The sequence below is a fragment of the Pseudomonas sp. GT1P32 genome (genome assembly GCF_054897805.1).
This window is the reverse complement of the sequence record NZ_CM142704.1, coordinates 5,006,643-5,024,857: the sequence shown is the minus strand read 5'-3', so window position 1 is coordinate 5,024,857 and position 18,215 is coordinate 5,006,643. Positions and strand designations below refer to the sequence as shown.

The window sequence follows — 18,215 nt, the reverse complement described above, 5'->3', positions numbered from 1 at the left end:
GCCACAGGAGCCCGCCATGAGCGAATTCAAACGTATCCCCCCAGAACAGGCCCAGGCCCTGCGTGAACAAGGCGCAGTGGTGGTCGATGTTCGAGACCCGGCAACATTTGCCGCGCTGCACATCAGCGGCTCGAAGCATCTGGACAACCATTCCCTGCATGCTTTCATTCAGGGCGCGGACCTGGACGCACCGACGGTGGTGGTCTGCTATCACGGCAATTCCAGCCAGGGCGCAGCGGCCTACCTGATCAGCCAGGGTTTCTCCGATGTCTACAGCATGGACGGCGGTTTTGAGCTGTGGCGTACGACTTATCCTTCGGAAACCGCGCAAGGCACTTCCGAATAATTTTTTTGTAACGTGCAAGCCCCGGCTGCCGCGGGCTCGCGCGGTGGCAGACGAACGGTCTGCCACAACTAATTACGTATCTCGCCTTTACCTCCCGAATAAGCAACTATCCTTAAGCGCAGGCCATCCAAAACAGGGGAGAGCCGGTACACCGGCGCGCGGGTCATCGGGAGTAGCTTTCGGGGCGGTACGCTTTGAAAGGGTTCTGGGGGGTAAACAGCGACTGCATATCCGGTCGCTGCCAGCATCGACTGACTGATCCGGCGTCGGCTCCACGTATCGAGCGAGGTGACGTCATGAGTATCTTTAGCCACTTCCAACAACGCTTCGAGTCCACACGCCAGGAAGAACTCTCACTGCAAGAGTACCTGGAGCTGTGCAAAAAGGACCGCAGCGCCTACGTTTCCGCCGCCGAGCGTCTGTTGCTGGCCATCGGAGAACCGGAGCTGCTCGACACCTCGACCAACTCGAGGCTTTCGCGAATCTTTTCCAACAAGGTGATCCGCCGCTATCCGGCCTTTGAAGACTTCCACGGGATGGAAGAATGCATCGACCAGATCGTCTCGTATTTCCGCCATGCCGCTCAGGGCCTGGAAGAGAAAAAACAAATCCTCTATCTGCTCGGCCCCGTCGGCGGCGGTAAATCGTCCCTGGCCGAGAAGCTGAAACAGCTTATCGAGAAGGTGCCTTTCTACGCGATCAAAGGCTCGCCGGTTTTCGAATCTCCCCTGGGTCTGTTCAACGCCACCGAAGATGGCGCGATCCTCGAAGAAGACTTCGGCATTCCGCGGCGCTATCTCAACACCATCATGTCGCCATGGGCCACCAAACGTCTGGCCGAGTTCGGCGGTGACATCAGCCAGTTCCGAGTAGTGAAGCTCTATCCGTCGATCCTCAACCAGATCGCCGTGGCCAAAACCGAGCCGGGAGACGAAAACAACCAGGACATCTCGGCGCTGGTGGGCAAGGTCGATATCCGCAAACTGGAAGAATTCCCGCAAAACGACGCCGACGCCTACAGCTATTCGGGCGCACTGTGCCGGGCCAACCAGGGCCTGATGGAATTCGTCGAAATGTTCAAGGCACCGATCAAGGTGCTGCACCCATTGCTGACCGCCACCCAGGAAGGCAACTACAACAGCACCGAAGGTCTGGGGGCGATTCCGTTTACCGGGATCCTGCTGGCCCACTCCAACGAATCGGAATGGCACACCTTCCGCAACAACAAGAACAACGAAGCCTTCATCGACCGGATCTACATCGTCAAAGTGCCGTACTGCCTGCGGGTCAGCGACGAAGTGAAGATCTACGACAAACTCTTGTTCAACAGCTCCCTGGCCAAGGCGCATTGCGCACCGGACACGCTGAAGATGCTCGCCCAGTTCACCGTACTCTCGCGCCTCAAGGAGCCGGAAAACTCGAACATCTACTCCAAGATGCGGGTCTACGACGGTGAAAACCTCAAGGACACCGATCCAAAGGCCAAGTCGATCCAGGAATACCGCGACAATGCCGGTGTCGACGAAGGCATGAACGGTCTGTCGACCCGTTTCGCGTTCAAGATTCTGTCGAAGGTCTTCAACTTCGATCCGCACGAAATCGCCGCCAACCCGGTGCATTTGCTCTACGTGCTGGAACAACAGATCGAACAGGAACAATTCCAGGCTGAAACCCGCGAACGCTACCTGCGCTTCCTCAAGGAGTACCTGGCGCCGCGTTATATCGAGTTCATCGGCAAGGAAATCCAGACTGCCTACCTCGAGTCGTACAGCGAGTACGGCCAGAACATCTTCGATCGCTACGTGCTGTACGCCGACTTCTGGATCCAGGACCAGGAATACCGCGACCCGGAAACCGGCGAGATCCTCAATCGCGTGGCGCTGAACGAAGAACTGGAGAAAATCGAAAAACCGGCCGGTATCAGCAATCCAAAGGATTTCCGCAACGAAATCGTCAACTTCGTGCTGCGCGCCCGTGCCAACAACAACGGCAAAAACCCGACCTGGCTCAGCTACGAAAAACTGCGGGTGGTCATCGAGAAGAAAATGTTCTCCAACACCGAGGACCTCCTGCCCGTCATCAGCTTCAATGCCAAGGCGAGCAAAGAGGACCAGCAGAAACACAACGACTTCGTCACACGGATGGTCGAGCGGGGCTACACCGACAAACAGGTACGACTGCTGTCCGAGTGGTACCTGCGGGTCAGAAAATCACAATAACCCGCTGCCGGTCAGACCGGTTGTCGTCAGCCAGAGGCCTGTGTACGCAATTTCTGTTACACAGGCCTTTGGAAGGTGTTCGAAAGTCGGTAGCGAGTTCAGGCAGCATCCAAAGCGCTTGGGGGAGCGTTGAATACCCCTTGGCACTCGGTCCGATGCTGCATCACCGCTCGCCCCTTTCAGGACAGCTTCTAAGGAGCAGTCATGAGCTATGTGATCGACCGACGTCTCAATGGCAAGAACAAGAGCACGGTGAACCGTCAGCGGTTTCTGCGGCGTTACCGTGATCACATCAAAAAGGCTGTCGAAGAGGCGGTCAGCCGGCGCTCCATCACCGACATGGAACACGGCGAACAGATCAGCATTCCCGGCCGCGACATCGACGAGCCGGTGCTTCACCACGGTCGCGGGGGCAAACAGACCGTCGTGCACCCCGGCAACAAAGAGTTCACCAGCGGCGAGCACATCGCCCGTCCACCCGGAGGCGGCGGCGGCAGAGGCCCCGGCAAGGCTGGCAACTCGGGTGAAGGCATGGACGAGTTTGTCTTCCAGATCACCCAGGAAGAGTTCCTCGAGTTCATGTTCGAGGACCTGGAACTGCCCAATCTGGTCAAGCGCAACCTGACCGGCACCGACACCTTCAAAACCGTTCGTGCAGGCATCAGCAACGAAGGCAACCCGTCGCGGATCAACATCATCCGCACCTTGCGCTCGGCCCACGCCCGACGAATCGCCCTGTCCGGCAGCAGCCGGGCGAAACTGCGCGAAGCCAAAGAGGAATTGCTGCGACTCAAGCAGGAAGAACCGGACAACTTCGGCGATATTCAGGAAATCGAGGCGGAAATAGAAAAACTCAGTGCGCGCATTCATCGCATACCGTTCCTCGACACCTTCGACCTCAAGTACAACCTGCTGGTCAAGCAACCCAACCCCAGTTCGAAGGCGGTGATGTTCTGCCTGATGGACGTGTCCGGTTCCATGACCCAGGCGACCAAGGACATCGCCAAGCGTTTCTTTATCCTGCTGTACCTGTTCCTCAAGCGTAACTACGACAAGATTGACGTGGTTTTCATCCGCCACCACACCAGTGCCCGGGAAGTGGATGAGGAAGAATTCTTCTATTCCCGCGAAACCGGCGGCACCATCGTTTCCAGTGCGTTGAAACTGATGCAGGAGATCATGGCCGAACGCTATCCGAGCAACGAGTGGAATATCTACGCCGCCCAGGCTTCCGACGGCGATAACTGGAATGACGACTCGCCGATCTGCCGCGACATTCTGATCAACCAGATCATGCCGTTCGTGCAGTACTACACTTACGTTGAGATCACCCCGCGCGAACATCAGGCCCTGTGGTTCGAGTACGAGCGCATCGCCGAAGCCTTTTCTGACACCTTTGCCCAGCAACAACTGGTCTCGGCCGGGGATATCTATCCGGTCTTCCGTGAACTCTTCCAGCGCAGGTTAGTGACATGACCGCCAAAGAGCAGAAGCGCCAACCCATTTCCACCGGCTCCGAATGGACGTTCGAGCTGATCCAGGCCTACGACCGCGAAATCAGTCGTATCGCGGCTCGCTATGCGCTCGACACCTACCCCAACCAGATCGAAGTGATCACGGCGGAGCAGATGATGGACGCCTACGCCTCCGTCGGAATGCCGCTGGGTTATCACCATTGGTCCTACGGTAAACACTTCCTCAGCACCGAAAAATCCTACTCTCGCGGGCAGATGGGCCTGGCCTACGAAATCGTAATCAACTCGGACCCCTGCATCGCCTACCTGATGGAAGAAAACACCATCTGCATGCAGGCACTGGTGGTGGCCCACGCCTGCTACGGGCACAACAGCTTCTTCAAAGGCAACTACCTGTTTCGCACCTGGACCGACGCCAGCTCGATCATCGATTACCTGGTGTTCGCCAAGCAGTACATCATGCAGTGCGAAGAGCGCCACGGCATCGACGCGGTGGAAGACCTGCTGGACTCCTGCCATGCGCTGATGAACTACGGGGTTGACCGCTACAAACGCCCTTACCCGATTTCCGCCGAGGAAGAACGTCGTCGGCAAAAGGACCGGGAGGAGCATTTGCAGAAACAGATCAACGATCTGTGGCGCACCATTCCGAAAGGCGCGGACAAGTACAGCGACCGGGACAACGCACGCTTCCCCGCCGAACCTCAGGAAAACATCCTGTACTTCATCGAAAAACACGCGCCGCTGCTGGAGCCCTGGCAGCGGGAGATCGTGCGGATCGTGCGCAAGATCGCGCAGTATTTCTACCCGCAACGCCAGACTCAGGTGATGAACGAAGGCTGGGCCACGTTCTGGCATTACACCCTGATGAACGACCTGTACGACGAAGGCCTGGTGACCGATGGCTTCATGATGGAGTTCCTCACATCACACACCAGCGTTGTTTATCAGCCAGGGTTCGACAGCCCTTACTACAACGGTATCAACCCCTACACCCTGGGGTTTGCCATGTATCGGGATATCCGGCGCATGTGTGAATCACCCACCGAAGAAGATTACCGCTGGTTCCCGGAAATTGCCGGCACCGACTGGTTGTCGTCCATCAAGTTCGCGATGAGCAGCTTCAAGGATGAAAGCTTCATCCTGCAGTACCTGTCACCGAAGGTGATCCGCGACCTGAAATTGTTCAGCATTCTCGATGATGATCAGAAGGACGACCTGCTGGTGCCAGCCATCCACGACGAAGATGGCTACCGCACCATCCGGGAAACCCTGGCCGCGCAGTACAACCTGGGCAATCGCGAACCCAACATCCAGATCTACAGCATCGACCGCCGCGGAGACCGCTCCCTGACCCTGCGTCACCAGCAACACGATCGCAAACCGCTGGGCGAGTCCACCGAGGAAGTGCTTAAACACTTGCACCGCCTCTGGGGCTTCGACATTCACCTGGAAACCCTGCAAGGGGATCAGGTGATGAAAACCCACCACGTACCGCCCAGAAGCGAACACAGCGAAGGCGAATACGGCCGGCTGGACCTGGCCGTCATTCATCTTTGATCCTGTTCGTGCCTCCGCAAGCTCGACGCAACGGTTATTCTGTCGGGCTAACGGAGGTTTTTTATGCGGATTTATAAAGTCGGCGGTGCGGTACGCGATCGCCTGCTGGGCAAACCTGTCACCGATATCGACTGGGTCGTGGTCGGCGCCACTACGGAAGAAATGCTCGCCAAGGGCTATCGCCCGGTGGGCGCGGACTTTCCGGTGTTTCTTCATCCAAAAAGTGGTGAGGAATATGCCCTCGCCCGGACTGAACGCAAAAGCGGACGCGGTTACGGCGGTTTTACCTTTCACGCCAGCCCCGAAGTCACCCTCGAAGAAGACCTGATTCGTCGCGACCTGACGATCAACGCCATGGCTGAAGACGATCAACAGAATCTGACCGACCCGTACCATGGCCAACGCGATCTCGAAGCTCGCGTTCTGCGTCACGTTTCCCCCGCATTCGCCGAAGATCCGCTCCGTGTTTTGCGTGTTGCGCGCTTTGCCGCTCGTTATGCGGAATTGGGCTTCACCGTCGCACCGGAAACGCTGGAGCTGATGCGCCAACTCAGCGAGTCGGGCGAATTGGAGGCATTGACCGCCGAACGCAGCTGGAAAGAAATTTCCCGCGCACTGCTGGAAGATCAGCCTCATGTGTTTATCGAAGTGCTGCGCGAGTGCGGCGCTCTCAAGGTGCTGATGCCGGAGGTCGATGCGCTGTTCGGCGTACCGCAACCGGAAGCTCATCACCCGGAAATCGACACGGGCGTGCACACCTTGAGCGTGCTTGAGCAATCAGCGCAGCACAAACAACCACTGACTGTGCGCTGGGCCTGCCTGCTGCATGACCTGGGCAAAGGACTGACGCCGAAAGAAGACTGGCCGCGGCACATCGCCCACGAACACACTGGCCTGAAGCTGATCAAAGCGGTCAATGAACGCTACAAGGCACCGAAAGACTGCCAGGAACTGGCTTTGCTGGTGGGGCAGTATCACACCCATGGCCATCGCGCCTTGGAGCTAAAGCCCTCGACGTTGCTGGAGCTGTTGCAGAGTTTTGACGTCTATCGTCGTCCGCAGCGGTTTGAGGAGTTTATCGCGGCGTGTGAAATGGACGCGCGCGGGCGCAAAGGGCTGGAGCAGAGAAGTTATCCACAGGCCGATTATTTGCGCGGGGCGGCGAATGCAGCCCGCAGCGTGGCGGTACAGCCGTTGTTGGAAAAGGGATTCAAGGGGCCGGAGTTGGGTGAGGCGATCAAGCGTGAGCGGCTCAAGGCTTTGAAAGCCTACAAAGAAGCGGCGTCTGCCTGAAAAGCATCGCGAGCAGGCTCGCTCCCACATTGGATCTATGGTGCTCATACAGCTCAGTGTGGGAGCGAGCCTGCTCGCGATGACGTCATCCGCCTCACAACAAATTCGAAGGCGTCAGCTGCTCCCCGCGCCACTCAAACGCCACTGGCGCCAACACCTGATCAATCTGCGCTTCGCCCCACAACGTCGCAAAGCTTTTGCCTACGCCCGGATGCACACGATCCGGCGCAATGAGCGACAACGGCCACAATACGAAGGCATTTTTCAGGATCTCTGCCCGCGGCAGAATCAATCCGTCGAAGTTGCCCACCAGATCACCGAACAGTAAAACGTCGATATCCAGTGGCAAACCCTTGCGGTCCGGCGCATAGCGACCATTGTCCGCCTCGATGAATTTCAGTCGGCGGTCCAGTTCTATCAGCGGCAAATCGGTGTAAGCCGAGACCACGAAATTGAAGAACGGCCCGCTCTTGATCCCCACCGGCTGGCTTTCAAACACCGCCGAGCATCTTATATCCACCAGAAAACCCGCCAGGGCTTCCAGGCCAGCCTGCAAATGGGTTTCGCGCTCGATATTGCTACCGAGCCCGAGGTACACCTGAGTCAGCGACATCCGCGCTCGATCTCCACGCCCACACCACCGGTGGCCGCCGGGACGGCACCTGGCTTGGTCAGTTTGAGACGCATCCAGGTGATGTTGAACTCGCTCATCAGCACTTCAACCAGACGTTCGGCAAAGGTCTCGACCAACTGGAATTGCGCTTGCTCGGCAAAGGCCTGGATGCGCGACGAAACGCTCGCGTAATCGAGCGCCAGGGTCAGGTCATCACCGGCCGCAGCCGGACGGTTGTCCCAGGCGAAACTCAGATCAAGACGCAAGCACTGTCGGATGCCTCGCTCCCAGTCGTAGGCACCGATCACGGTGTCGACTTCCAGGCCCTCGATAAACACTCTGTCCAAGCACTTTTCTCCGCTGCACGACAAGGGCGCAATGCGCCGTTAGAATCAGGGCGTCCTCGCCCGGAATAGTTAGCATGTTTTGGTTACTGGCGACTCTCGCCTACCTGCTTGGCTCTCTGTCCTTCGCCATTTTGCTCAGCCGCCTGACCGGTAACCCCGATCCGCGAATGAGTGGCTCGGGCAATGCCGGCGCCACCAACATGTTGCGTCTGGCCGGCAAGAAACTCGCCATCCTGACCTTGATCGGCGACCTCTGCAAAGGGCTGTTGCCGGTGCTGATCGCCGGTGTTGCGGGCCTTTCGCTGCAAGAACAGGCCTGGATCGGCGTTTGCGCCGTCATCGGCCACCTGTTCCCGCTGTATTTTCGCTTTCGCGGCGGCAAAGGTGTCGCCACTGCTGCCGGCATGTTACTGGGGCTTTACCCGCCAGCAGCCCTGCTGGCGGTCTGTGCCTGGCTGCTGACGTTCTACCTGACCCGCACCAGCTCACTCGCCGCGCTGATCGCCACACCGCTGACCCTGCCGCTGCTGGCCTGGCAGGAACCGGCGGCCTTGCTGCCCATGAGCGCGCTCACGGGCCTGATCGTCTGGCGTCATCGGGGCAATCTACGCGACCTGTTTGCCGGGCGCGAACGGCATTTTTAAATACCGGACGTGAGCGCCGTTCATCACAGCCCTGACAATTGCTCCATCGGCCAGCGTGCCTGCACGCTGATAGCCAGACTTTCGTGCTGACCGGCCTGCAAGCGCTGGCAGCCGGCAAACGCAATCATTGCGCCGTTGTCGGTGCAGAACTCCGGACGGGCGTAAAACACGTCGCCCTTCATGTCGCCGAGCATTTTCTCCAGTGAAGAGCGCAGCGCCTTGTTGGCGCTGACGCCTCCTGCGATGACCAGACGCTTCATGCCTGCCTGTTTCAGGGCACGCTTGCACTTGATGGTCAAAGTCTCCACCACGGCCTGCTGGAACGCCAGCGCGATGTCGCAACGGGCTTGCTCGCTGTCGTCCCCGGCGCTGACGCTCTGCTGCCAGGTGTTCAGGGCAAAGGTTTTCAGGCCGCTGAAGCTGAAAGCCAGGCCCGGGCGATCGCACATCGGACGCGGAAAAGTGAAACGTCCCGCAACGCCTTGCTCCGCCAGACGAGCGATTTCCGGACCGCCCGGATAATTCAGCCCCATCATCTTCGCGGTCTTGTCGAAGGCTTCACCGGCAGCATCGTCGAGGGTTTCGCCCAAGAGCGTGTATTGACCGATCCCGTCGACCTGAACCAGCTGCGTATGACCGCCCGATACCAACAAAGCGACGAACGGGAATTCCGGTGGTTGCGACTCCAGCATCGGCGCCAGCAAATGACCTTCCATGTGGTGCACGCCGAGCGCCGGAATTCCCCAGGCAAAGGCCAGCGCCTGAGCGCAGGAAGCACCGACCAGCAGCGCCCCGACCAGCCCCGGACCCGCGGTATAGGCGATCGCGTCGATCTCGGTGGGCACGCAGTCTGCCTCGGCCAACACCTGACGAATCAAGGGCAGCATGCGTTTGACGTGGTCACGCGAAGCCAGCTCCGGCACCACGCCACCATAGGCGCGATGCAGGTCGATCTGGCTGAACAGCGCGTCGGCCAGCAAGCCGCGTTCACTGTCATATAATGCGACACCGGTTTCGTCGCAGGAGGTTTCTAATCCCAGTACTAGCATGGGTTTGCGCCTTGTTTAGGCTGAATTCGAAGGCGCGCATAATAGTCGCCATGTGATGCCCCGACTAGCGGTTTTCGATCAGAGGCTTTGCATTCCGAGCGATGAGGGGTTAACATCCGCAACCCTTAAAAACCGACGTCTTCAAGTGCTCTTTTGCCGCGAGGATGTTGACCCCGGTAATGAATGAAGGTAGCTCTGGATGCCAGCCGTCAAAGTAAAAGAGAACGAACCCTTCGACGTAGCTCTGCGTCGTTTCAAGCGCTCCTGCGAAAAAGCCGGTGTACTGGCTGAAGTTCGTAGCCGCGAATTTTACGAGAAGCCAACTTCTGAGCGTAAGCGCAAAGCAGCAGCCGCTGTTAAGCGTCACGCCAAGAAAGTTCAGCGCGAACAGCGCCGCGCCGTTCGCCTGTACTAATACACAGACGTTCGTAGCAAGCTTCTGCCAAGCCCGGCCCTCAGCCGGGCTAATGGCATTTGCGGACAACGCTTGATGCTTCACCGTCAAAGCCGCAGACGCGACCGAGACAAACCTGCTTCACAGCGTCAGACCTGGCTCTTTTGCCAGCGGTGCACGTCTTTTCTGACGAGCCTTCCAAGGCTACTGACGAGCACACCCACTGATTCCTCTCACGACGATCAGCCCAAGGCACCTTCTTGCGTGCCCGCTTATGAGCTATCCGAGGCCATCGACTGGCCGCAGCGGATTCAGCGAAACACTTTCAAATAGTCGAATACTGATTGGTATTAACGTCAGTGGATTTTCGGCAGATACACTTCCCGACAGCGATTATGCAGACGACACTGGTCGAGCCGCACACTTTGCGCGCCTCAAGCAATGACCCGCGTTCGCCGGCCCTTCGTTTTGGGTCCATTTCAGCGCAGATGACGAGACCGCCATGGCCGGGCTAATTCCCCAGAGCTTCATTGACGACCTTCTGAACCGCACCGACATCGTCGATGTGGTCAGCTCGCGCCTGCAACTGAAAAAGGCCGGCAAAAACTACACCGCCTGCTGCCCGTTCCACAAAGAGAAAACCCCCTCCTTCAGCGTCAGCCCCGACAAGCAGTTCTATTACTGCTTCGGCTGCGGCGCTGGCGGTAACGCTCTCGGCTTCATGATGGACCACGACAACCTGGACTTCATCCAGGCTGTCGAAGAACTGGCCAAAGCCGCCGGCATGGAAATCCCCCGCGAAGAAAGCGGCCGGCCGCACAAACCGCGGCAGCCAACCGATTCGCCGCTGTACCCGCTGCTCACTGCCGCCGCCGACTTCTATCGCCAGGCACTGAAAAGCCATCCGTCGCGCAAAGCCGCGGTGGATTACTTGAAAGGTCGCGGGCTGACCGGCGAGATCGCCCGGGACTTCGGCCTCGGTTTCGCTCCGCCCGGCTGGGACAATCTGTTCAAGCACTTGAGCAGCGACACCCTGCAACAGAAAGCCATGGTCGATGCCGGCCTGCTGATCGAAAACGCCGAAACCGGCAAACGCTATGACCGCTTCCGCGATCGCGTGATGTTTCCGATCCGCGACAGCCGCGGCCGCATCATTGCTTTCGGTGGCCGGGTGCTGGGCGATGACAAACCGAAATACCTGAACTCGCCGGAAACCCCGGTATTCCATAAAGGCCAGGAACTCTACGGCCTTTATGAAGCACGCAAAAACAACCGCAACCTCGACGAAATCATCGTCGTCGAAGGCTACATGGACGTCATCGCCCTCGCCCAGCAAGGCCTGCGCAATGCCGTCGCCACACTTGGCACCGCCACCAGCGAAGAGCACTTGAAGCGCCTGTTTCGCGTCGTGCCCAACGTTTTGTTCTGCTTCGACGGCGACCAGGCTGGCCGTAACGCCGCATGGCGAGCACTGGAAGCCACCCTGCCTTGCCTGCAAGACGGGCGACGGGCGCGCTTTCTGTTTCTGCCCGAGGGCGAAGACCCGGATACGCTGGTCCGCTCCGAAGGCACCGATGCTTTCCGCGCGCGGATCAACCAGCACGCGCAGCCATTGGCAGACTACTTTTTCCAGCAACTGACCGAGGAGTCGGACCCGCGCTCGCTCGAAGGCAAGGCCCACATGGCCACCCTCGCGGCGCCGCTGATCGACAAGGTTCCGGGCGCGAACCTGCGGATCCTCATGCGCAAGCGCCTGTCCGAAATCACCGGGCTCAGTGGCGAAGCCGTGAGCCAGCTGGTGCAAAGCGCACCTCAGGACGCGCCGCCTGCCTACGATCCGGGCGTCGATTACGACGCTATGCCGGATTACAGCGACTACCATCAGCCGCAGGCACAAGAGATGTACGTGCCGCAGCAGGAATGGACGCCGAAGAAACCCGGCGCCGGCGGCAAGAAATGGGACAAGAAACCGTGGGACAAAAATGGCAAGCGTGGCGGTGATCGCGATCAACAAAGCGCTCCGCGCACACCGATTGCCGTGGAAGCCCCGACCCTGATTGCGCTCCGCACGCTCATTCATCACCCGGAACTGGCTGGCAAGGTAGAAACCGCCGACCATTTCGCCAATGAGAGCAACACCTACGCGCAATTGCTGGTGGCCCTTATCGAGGCCGTGCAAAAAAATCCTAAGCTAAACTCAATTCAGTTAATGGCCCGCTGGCACGGGACGGAGCAGGGACGTCTTCTCAAAGCATTGGCAGAAAAGGAATGGCTGATTGAAGGCGGCAACCTTGAACAACAGTTTTTAGACACCATTACTAGGCTATCAGCCGGTCAACACACCGATAGCCTGGAAGCACTTATCAGAAAAGCAAGACAGCCGGGATTGACCGCAGAGGAAGCAAATCAGATCGCAAATCAGATGCGCGACCTATTAAAACGCAATATGGCTGCACCAAACCCGACCTCAACTGGCGCGTGAGGTCATAGCTCAGGTATAATCCTCGGCTTGTTTTTTGCCCGCCAAGACCTTCAGTGGATAGGGTGTTATGTCCGGAAAAGCGCAACAGCAGTCTCGTATCAAAGAGTTGATCACACTTGGTCGTGAGCAGGGCTACCTGACTTACGCGGAGGTCAACGACCACCTGCCGGAGGATATTTCAGATCCGGAACAGGTGGAAGACATCATCCGCATGATCAATGACATGGGGATCAACGTATTCGAGGTTGCGCCAGATAAGGATTCCCTTATGCTGGCCGACGCCGATACCGACGAAGCCGCGGCCGAAGAGGCAGCAGCAGCGTTGGCAGCGGTCGAAACCGACATCGGTCGCACCACCGACCCGGTGCGCATGTACATGCGCGAAATGGGTACGGTAGAGCTCCTGACACGTGAAGGCGAAATCGAAATCGCCAAACGTATTGAAGAAGGCATCCGCGAAGTGATGGGCGCAATCGCGCACTTCCCTGGCACGGTTGACCATATTCTCTCCGAATACACTCGCGTCACCACCGAAGGTGGCCGCCTGTCCGACGTCCTGAGCGGTTATATCGACCCGGACGACGGCATTGCGCCGCCTGCTGCAGAAGTGCCGCCGCCAGTCGATCCGAAAGCCGTGAAAGCGGACGACGATACCGACGATGATGACGCCGAAGCTTCGGATGACGAAGAAGAAGCCGAAAGCGGTCCGGATCCGGTCATCGCCGCACAGCGTTTTGGCGCTGTCGCTGATCAGATGGAAATCACCCGCAAGGCTCTGAAAAAGCACGGTCGCAACAACAAGGCAGCTATCGCTGAACTGTTGGCCCTGGCTGAGCTGTTCATGCCGATCAAACTGGTGCCGAAGCAATTCGAAGGCCTGGTCGAGCGTGTTCGCAGTGCCCTGGATCGTCTGCGTCAGCAAGAGCGCGCGATCATGCAATTGTGTGTGCGTGATGCCCGTATGCCGCGTGCCGACTTCCTGCGCCAGTTCCCGGGCAACGAAGTTGACGAAAGCTGGAGCGACGCTCTGGCCAAAGGCAAAAGCAAATATGCCGAAGCCATTGGTCGCCTGCAGCCGGACATCATTCGTTGCCAGCAGAAGCTGACCGCGCTGGAAACCGAAACAGGTTTGACGATCGCCGAGATCAAGGACATCAACCGTCGCATGTCGATCGGTGAGGCCAAGGCCCGCCGCGCGAAGAAAGAGATGGTCGAAGCGAACTTGCGTCTGGTGATCTCCATCGCCAAGAAGTACACCAACCGTGGCCTGCAATTCCTCGATCTGATCCAGGAAGGCAACATCGGTTTGATGAAAGCGGTAGACAAGTTCGAATACCGCCGCGGCTACAAATTCTCGACTTATGCCACCTGGTGGATCCGTCAGGCGATCACTCGCTCGATCGCCGACCAGGCCCGCACCATCCGTATTCCGGTGCACATGATCGAGACGATCAACAAGCTCAACCGTATTTCCCGGCAGATGTTGCAGGAAATGGGTCGCGAACCGACCCCGGAAGAGCTGGGCGAACGCATGGAAATGCCTGAGGACAAGATCCGCAAGGTATTGAAGATCGCTAAAGAGCCGATCTCCATGGAAACCCCGATCGGTGATGACGAAGACTCCCATCTGGGTGACTTCATCGAAGACTCGACCATGCAGTCGCCAATCGATGTTGCTACCGTTGAGAGCCTTAAAGAAGCGACTCGCGAAGTTCTGTCCGGCCTCACTGCCCGTGAAGCCAAGGTTCTGCGCATGCGCTTCGGTATCGACATGAATACCGACCACACGCTTGAAGAGGTTGGTAAGCAGTTCGACGTGACCCGTGAACGGATTCGTCAGATCGAAGCCAAGGCGCTGCGCAAGCTGCGCCACCCGACGAGAAGCGAGCATCTGCGCTCCTTCCTCGACGAGTGATCACAAAACCCCCGGCCCAGGCCGGGGGTTTTGCTTTATGCAGATTAAATCCCCCGCACTTCCCTCCCGCCGAATTGCCCGTCTACACTCGAAACATTCCCCCGAGCCATAACGAGACCGTTATGCCCAGACTGCCGACCGTGCTTTTTTTGCTGTCGCTGATGACCTGGACCGCAACGGCTGGCGCGCTGACTCTGACCGACGAAGAACGTAGCTGGTTGACGGCCCACCCTGACTTGCGCCTGGGTGTCGATGCGTCATGGCCACCCTTTGAATTTCGCGACGATCAGGGCCGCTATCAGGGCCTTGCGGCGGATTACATCGACCTGATTCGCCAACGCCTGGCCATTAAGCTCACGCCCATCGAGCCTGTGAGCTGGACGGCTGTGCTTGAGCAGGCCAAGCAAGCGAAACTGGACCTGTTACCGGGCATCATGTCGACCCCGGAGCGTCAGAAATACCTGTCGTTTACGCGCCCCTACCTGGACTTTCCGATCGTCATTCTTGCCCACGTCGGAGGCGCTCAACCGCGCAAGCTCGAAGACTTGTACGGTCTGAAAATCGCCGTGGTGGAAAACTACGCGCCTCATGAACTGCTGCGCACTCACCACCCCGACCTGAACCTTGTGGGCATGCCCAACGTCAGTTCGGCCTTGCAGGCACTGGCGACCGATGAAGTGGACGCGGTGGTCGGCGATCTCGCTTCCAGCGTCTGGAGCTTGCGTCAACTCAAGCTCGATGGGCTCTATGTCAGCGGCGAGACGCCCTATCGCTATCAACTGGCCATGGGCGTACCTCAGGACAAGAAGATTCTGGTCGGCATCCTCGACAAAGTCCTGGCGGACATGACACCGGCAGAAATCAGCGCCATCCAGGAACATTGGGTCGGTAACGTCCTCGATCATCGAACCTTCTGGTCCGACCTGATCGTTTACGGCCTGCCGGGGTTGCTGTTGCTGATCACTGTGCTGGCGGTGGTCATCCGGATCAATCGCCGACTGAGTTCGGAAATCTCCCGCCGCGTCGACCTGGAACAGGAACTGCGCAGCAGCGAATACCATTATCGCGGGCTGGTGGAGAGCCTTTCGGCCATTGCCTGGGAAGCACGGATCACCGATTTCACCTACAGCTATGTGTCGCCCCACGCCGAAGAATTGCTTGGTTATCCCCTGTCCCATTGGCTGATTCCGGGGTTCTGGCGCAACATCATCCACCCCGCCGACCTGACCCGCGCCCAGACCTTTTGCGATCACGAAGTCCTGGCCGGGCGTGATCACAGCCTCGATTACCGGGTCATCACCGCCGACGGCCGTTGCCTGTGGGTGCGCGACATCGTCAGCCTGATCGAGCACGGTCATGAACCGGTGATGCGCGGGCTGATGATCGACATCAGCGAAGCCAAGCGCACCGAAGAGGCGTTGCGCCTGTCGGAGCAGAAGTTTGCCTCGGTGTTCCAGCAATGCCCGGACATTCTGGTCATCGCGCGGCTGTCGGATGGCTGCCTGCTGGAGGTCAACGAAGCGTTCGAGGAGCAGATTGGTCTCAAAGCCGAGGAAGTCATCGGTCAGACCGCCACCGACCTGAACATCTGGGGCATACCCGGCGTAGGGCCGGGCCTGTTGCAACGCTTGCAGGCCGGCAGCATCCGCAACCTGGAGATGCCCTTTCGCCGCAGCAATGGCCAAGTGTTTACCGGCCTGATCTCCGCCGAACCTTTCGACCTCGACACGACCCCGGCGCTGGTGGTGGTCGTGCGCGATATCAGTAAGCTCAAGGAGACCCAGCAACAGCTGCAAACGTCCGAAGAGAAATTCGCCAAAGCCTTCCACGCGTCCCCCGACGGTTTGCTGCTGTCCCGGCAGAGCGATGGCTTGCTGCTGGAGGTCAATGAAGGCTTCAGTCGCATTACCGGCTTCAACAGTGCGATGTCGGTGGATCGTTCGGCGCTTGAGTTGGGGATCTGGGTCAACCTCAACGAACGCAAACAGATGCTCGACCTGCTGCACCGGGACGGTTTCGTCCGCGACTTCAGCTGCCATATCCGCCGCAGCGACGGGCAGATCCGCCTCTGCGAGGTGTCCAGCCGGCCGCTGCCGATCGGCGATGAAGACTGCATGTTGACCATCGCCCGGGACATCACCGAGCGACACCTGATGCAGGAAAAACTGCAACAAGCCGCGACTGTGTTCGAGAGCACCGCCGAGGGGGTTTTGATCACCGACACGCAGCAACACATCAGCGCAGTCAATCGCGCGTTTACTGAAATTACCGGTTACAGCGAAAGCGAAGCACTGGGCCACACCCCGCGCCTGCTAGCCTCGGGCCTGCATGACAGCGCTTTCTACGCGGCCATGTGGCATCAACTGACCGCCGAAGGCCATTGGCAGGGCGAGATTTCCAACCGGCGCAAAAACGGCGAGTTGTACCCGAGCTGGCTGACCATCAGCGCCGTGCGCAACCGCGACAAGTTCATCACCCACTTTGTTGCCGTGTTCGCAGACATTTCCAGCCTGAAGCACGCGCAAGCCAAACTCGATTATCAGGCGCACCACGACCCGCTCACCGGCCTGCCCAACCGCACACTGTTCGAAAGCCGGCTGCTGACCGCGCTCAACAACCAACAGGAAAACGGCGGCCAGGGCGCGGTGTTGTTCCTCGATCTGGACCGCTTCAAACACATCAACGACAGCCTCGGCCACCCGGTCGGCGACCTGCTGCTCAAGGGCATCGCCGTGCGTCTGAAGGAGCAGTTGCGCGATATCGACACCGTGGCGCGGCTGGGCGGCGACGAATTCATCATCCTGCTGCCAGGCCTGCAGCAATCCACCGACGCCGACAATATCGCAACCAAGTTGCTCAACTGCTTCAGCGCGCCATTCCAGGCGGGCGAGCATGAGTTCTTCATCAGCGCCAGCATCGGCACCAGCCTGTATCCCAAGGACGGCTGTGACGTCGCCACACTGGTCAAAAACGCCGACGCGGCGATGTATCGCTCCAAGGCCAAGGGCCGCAACCGGGTCGAAAGCTATACCCGCGACCTGACCGCCCAGGCCAGCGAGCGTATCGCGCTGGAGCACGAACTGCGCCGCGCCATCGAGCGCAATGAGCTGTTCCTGTGTTACCAGCCAAAAATCAGCCTGGAGGACCATCGCCTTGTCGGCGCCGAAGCGCTGATTCGCTGGCATCACCCGACCTTCGGCGCCGTGCCGCCAGAGCACTTCATTCCGCTGGCCGAAGAGAACGGGATGATTCTGCAAATCGGCGACTGGGTGCTCGAGACCGCGTGTCGGCAGATGTACGAATGGAATCAGACCTATGAGTGCCTCGGCCCGCTGTCGGTCAATCTCGCAGGCGCACAACTGCGTCAACCCAACCTGCTCGGCCGAATCGAACAACTGCTCAAGGACAACGGCCTTCAGCCCGGTTTATTGCAACTGGAAATTACCGAGAACTTCATCATGAGCCAGGCCGAGGAGGCGCTGGCGGTGCTGCATCAACTCAAACACCTGGGCGTGCAACTGGCCATCGACGACTTCGGCACCGGCTATTCCTCCCTGAGCTACCTCAAACGCCTGCCGCTGGATATTCTCAAGATCGACCAGTCTTTCGTCCGCGGCCTGCCGGATGATCCCCACGATGCGGCAATCGTTCGCGCCATCATCGCGCTGGGTCGCAGCATGCAATTCACCGTGATAGCCGAAGGCGTCGAGACCCTGGCGCAGCAACTATTTCTCGCCGAAGAAGGCTGCGAACAGATTCAGGGCTACATCGTCAGCTTGCCGTTGCGGGCGGACGAATTCGCCGCGACGTTTCTTCGTATAGCCGTATCGGATTTTTCGGATAGCACAGCCGAGAAACCGTCGCTATAATCCGCGGCC

13 protein-coding genes are annotated in these 18,215 nt (G+C 58.8%); 10 read left to right on the top strand and 3 right to left on the bottom strand.

Features of this window, described 5'->3' with window-relative positions; all coding sequences use genetic code 11:
• Positions 1-16: 16 nt before the first annotated feature.
• The 5 genes from glpE (at position 17) to ACYZUC_RS22940 (ending at position 6,893) form a co-directional block, all read left to right on the top strand.
• Positions 17-346 (top strand): thiosulfate sulfurtransferase GlpE, encoded by a 330-nt coding sequence (glpE, locus tag ACYZUC_RS22960; RefSeq protein WP_008027054.1) that lies wholly within the window; start codon positions 17-19, stop codon positions 344-346.
• 296 nt (positions 347-642) lie between these two features.
• Entirely contained in the window at positions 643-2,565 is a 1,923-nt protein-coding gene (locus ACYZUC_RS22955) for a PrkA family serine protein kinase (protein ID WP_008027052.1), read from the top strand.
• Positions 2,566-2,769: 204 nt separating this feature from the next.
• A complete protein-coding gene (locus tag ACYZUC_RS22950) occupies positions 2,770-4,041 on the top strand; it encodes a YeaH/YhbH family protein (protein ID WP_253405181.1) in 1,272 nt (423 codons plus the stop codon).
• A complete protein-coding gene (locus ACYZUC_RS22945; protein ID WP_461990591.1) occupies positions 4,038-5,600 on the top strand; it encodes a SpoVR family protein in 1,563 nt (520 codons plus the stop codon). Before ACYZUC_RS22950 ends, ACYZUC_RS22945 begins: the two co-directional genes overlap by 4 nt.
• Positions 5,601-5,663: 63 nt before the next feature.
• Positions 5,664-6,893: a multifunctional CCA addition/repair protein gene (locus ACYZUC_RS22940; protein WP_461990589.1), complete on the top strand. Its 1,230-nt coding sequence runs from the start codon at positions 5,664-5,666 to the stop codon at positions 6,891-6,893.
• A 94-nt stretch (positions 6,894-6,987) separates the two neighbouring features.
• Here ACYZUC_RS22940 and folK read toward each other — a convergent pair whose 3' ends face one another.
• On the bottom strand, positions 6,988-7,506 hold the full coding sequence (gene folK, locus ACYZUC_RS22935) for a 2-amino-4-hydroxy-6-hydroxymethyldihydropteridine diphosphokinase (RefSeq protein ID WP_461990587.1): 519 nt from the start codon (positions 7,504-7,506) through the stop codon (positions 6,988-6,990).
• Positions 7,497-7,853: a dihydroneopterin aldolase gene (gene folB, locus ACYZUC_RS22930; RefSeq protein WP_008027044.1), complete on the bottom strand. Its 357-nt coding sequence runs from the start codon at positions 7,851-7,853 to the stop codon at positions 7,497-7,499. Before folB ends, folK begins: the two co-directional genes overlap by 10 nt.
• A gap of 74 nt (positions 7,854-7,927) precedes the next feature.
• On the opposite strand from folB, the gene plsY reads away from it, so the two are divergent.
• Entirely contained in the window at positions 7,928-8,497 is a 570-nt protein-coding gene (plsY, locus tag ACYZUC_RS22925) for a glycerol-3-phosphate 1-O-acyltransferase PlsY (protein ID WP_150654008.1), read from the top strand.
• Positions 8,498-8,520: 23 nt separating this feature from the next.
• Here the strand turns inward: plsY and tsaD are convergent, their stop codons facing one another.
• Entirely contained in the window at positions 8,521-9,546 is a 1,026-nt protein-coding gene (gene tsaD, locus ACYZUC_RS22920; RefSeq protein WP_461990584.1) for a tRNA (adenosine(37)-N6)-threonylcarbamoyltransferase complex transferase subunit TsaD, read from the bottom strand.
• A 199-nt stretch (positions 9,547-9,745) separates the two neighbouring features.
• Here tsaD and rpsU point away from each other — a divergent pair, with 199 nt between their 5' ends.
• The 4 genes from rpsU (at position 9,746) to ACYZUC_RS22900 (ending at position 18,206) form a co-directional block, all read left to right on the top strand.
• Entirely contained in the window at positions 9,746-9,961 is a 216-nt protein-coding gene (gene rpsU, locus ACYZUC_RS22915; protein ID WP_002551877.1) for a 30S ribosomal protein S21, read from the top strand.
• A 481-nt stretch (positions 9,962-10,442) separates the two neighbouring features.
• The gene (gene dnaG, locus ACYZUC_RS22910) at positions 10,443-12,422 is read left to right on the top strand and encodes a DNA primase (RefSeq protein WP_461990582.1); all 1,980 of its coding nucleotides are present in this window, start codon (positions 10,443-10,445) and stop codon (positions 12,420-12,422) included.
• A gap of 67 nt (positions 12,423-12,489) precedes the next feature.
• Positions 12,490-14,337: an RNA polymerase sigma factor RpoD gene (gene rpoD, locus ACYZUC_RS22905; protein WP_461990580.1), complete on the top strand. Its 1,848-nt coding sequence runs from the start codon at positions 12,490-12,492 to the stop codon at positions 14,335-14,337.
• 122 nt (positions 14,338-14,459) lie between these two features.
• Complete coding sequence (locus ACYZUC_RS22900) at positions 14,460-18,206, top strand: bifunctional diguanylate cyclase/phosphodiesterase (protein ID WP_461990578.1); 3,747 nt, start codon at positions 14,460-14,462, stop codon at positions 18,204-18,206.
• Positions 18,207-18,215 lie beyond the last annotated feature (9 nt).

Excerpts from the sequence above, each read along its gene's own strand:
- ACYZUC_RS22940 (WP_461990589.1), top strand. The coding sequence starts at position 5,664 with ATGCGGATTTATAAAGTCGGCGGTGCGGTACGCGATCGCCTGCTGGGC.
- ACYZUC_RS22900 (WP_461990578.1), top strand. The coding sequence starts at position 14,460 with ATGCCCAGACTGCCGACCGTGCTTTTTTTGCTGTCGCTGATGACCTGG.
- ACYZUC_RS22945 (WP_461990591.1), top strand. The coding sequence starts at position 4,038 with ATGACCGCCAAAGAGCAGAAGCGCCAACCCATTTCCACCGGCTCCGAA.
- tsaD (WP_461990584.1), bottom strand. The coding sequence starts at position 9,546 with ATGCTAGTACTGGGATTAGAAACCTCCTGCGACGAAACCGGTGTCGCA.
- glpE (WP_008027054.1), top strand. The coding sequence starts at position 17 with ATGAGCGAATTCAAACGTATCCCCCCAGAACAGGCCCAGGCCCTGCGT.
- dnaG (WP_461990582.1), top strand. The coding sequence starts at position 10,443 with ATGGCCGGGCTAATTCCCCAGAGCTTCATTGACGACCTTCTGAACCGC.
- plsY (WP_150654008.1), top strand. The coding sequence starts at position 7,928 with ATGTTTTGGTTACTGGCGACTCTCGCCTACCTGCTTGGCTCTCTGTCC.
- ACYZUC_RS22950 (WP_253405181.1), top strand. The coding sequence starts at position 2,770 with ATGAGCTATGTGATCGACCGACGTCTCAATGGCAAGAACAAGAGCACG.
- rpsU (WP_002551877.1), top strand. The coding sequence starts at position 9,746 with ATGCCAGCCGTCAAAGTAAAAGAGAACGAACCCTTCGACGTAGCTCTG.
- ACYZUC_RS22955 (WP_008027052.1), top strand. The coding sequence starts at position 643 with ATGAGTATCTTTAGCCACTTCCAACAACGCTTCGAGTCCACACGCCAG.
- folK (WP_461990587.1), bottom strand. The coding sequence starts at position 7,506 with ATGTCGCTGACTCAGGTGTACCTCGGGCTCGGTAGCAATATCGAGCGC.
- rpoD (WP_461990580.1), top strand. The coding sequence starts at position 12,490 with ATGTCCGGAAAAGCGCAACAGCAGTCTCGTATCAAAGAGTTGATCACA.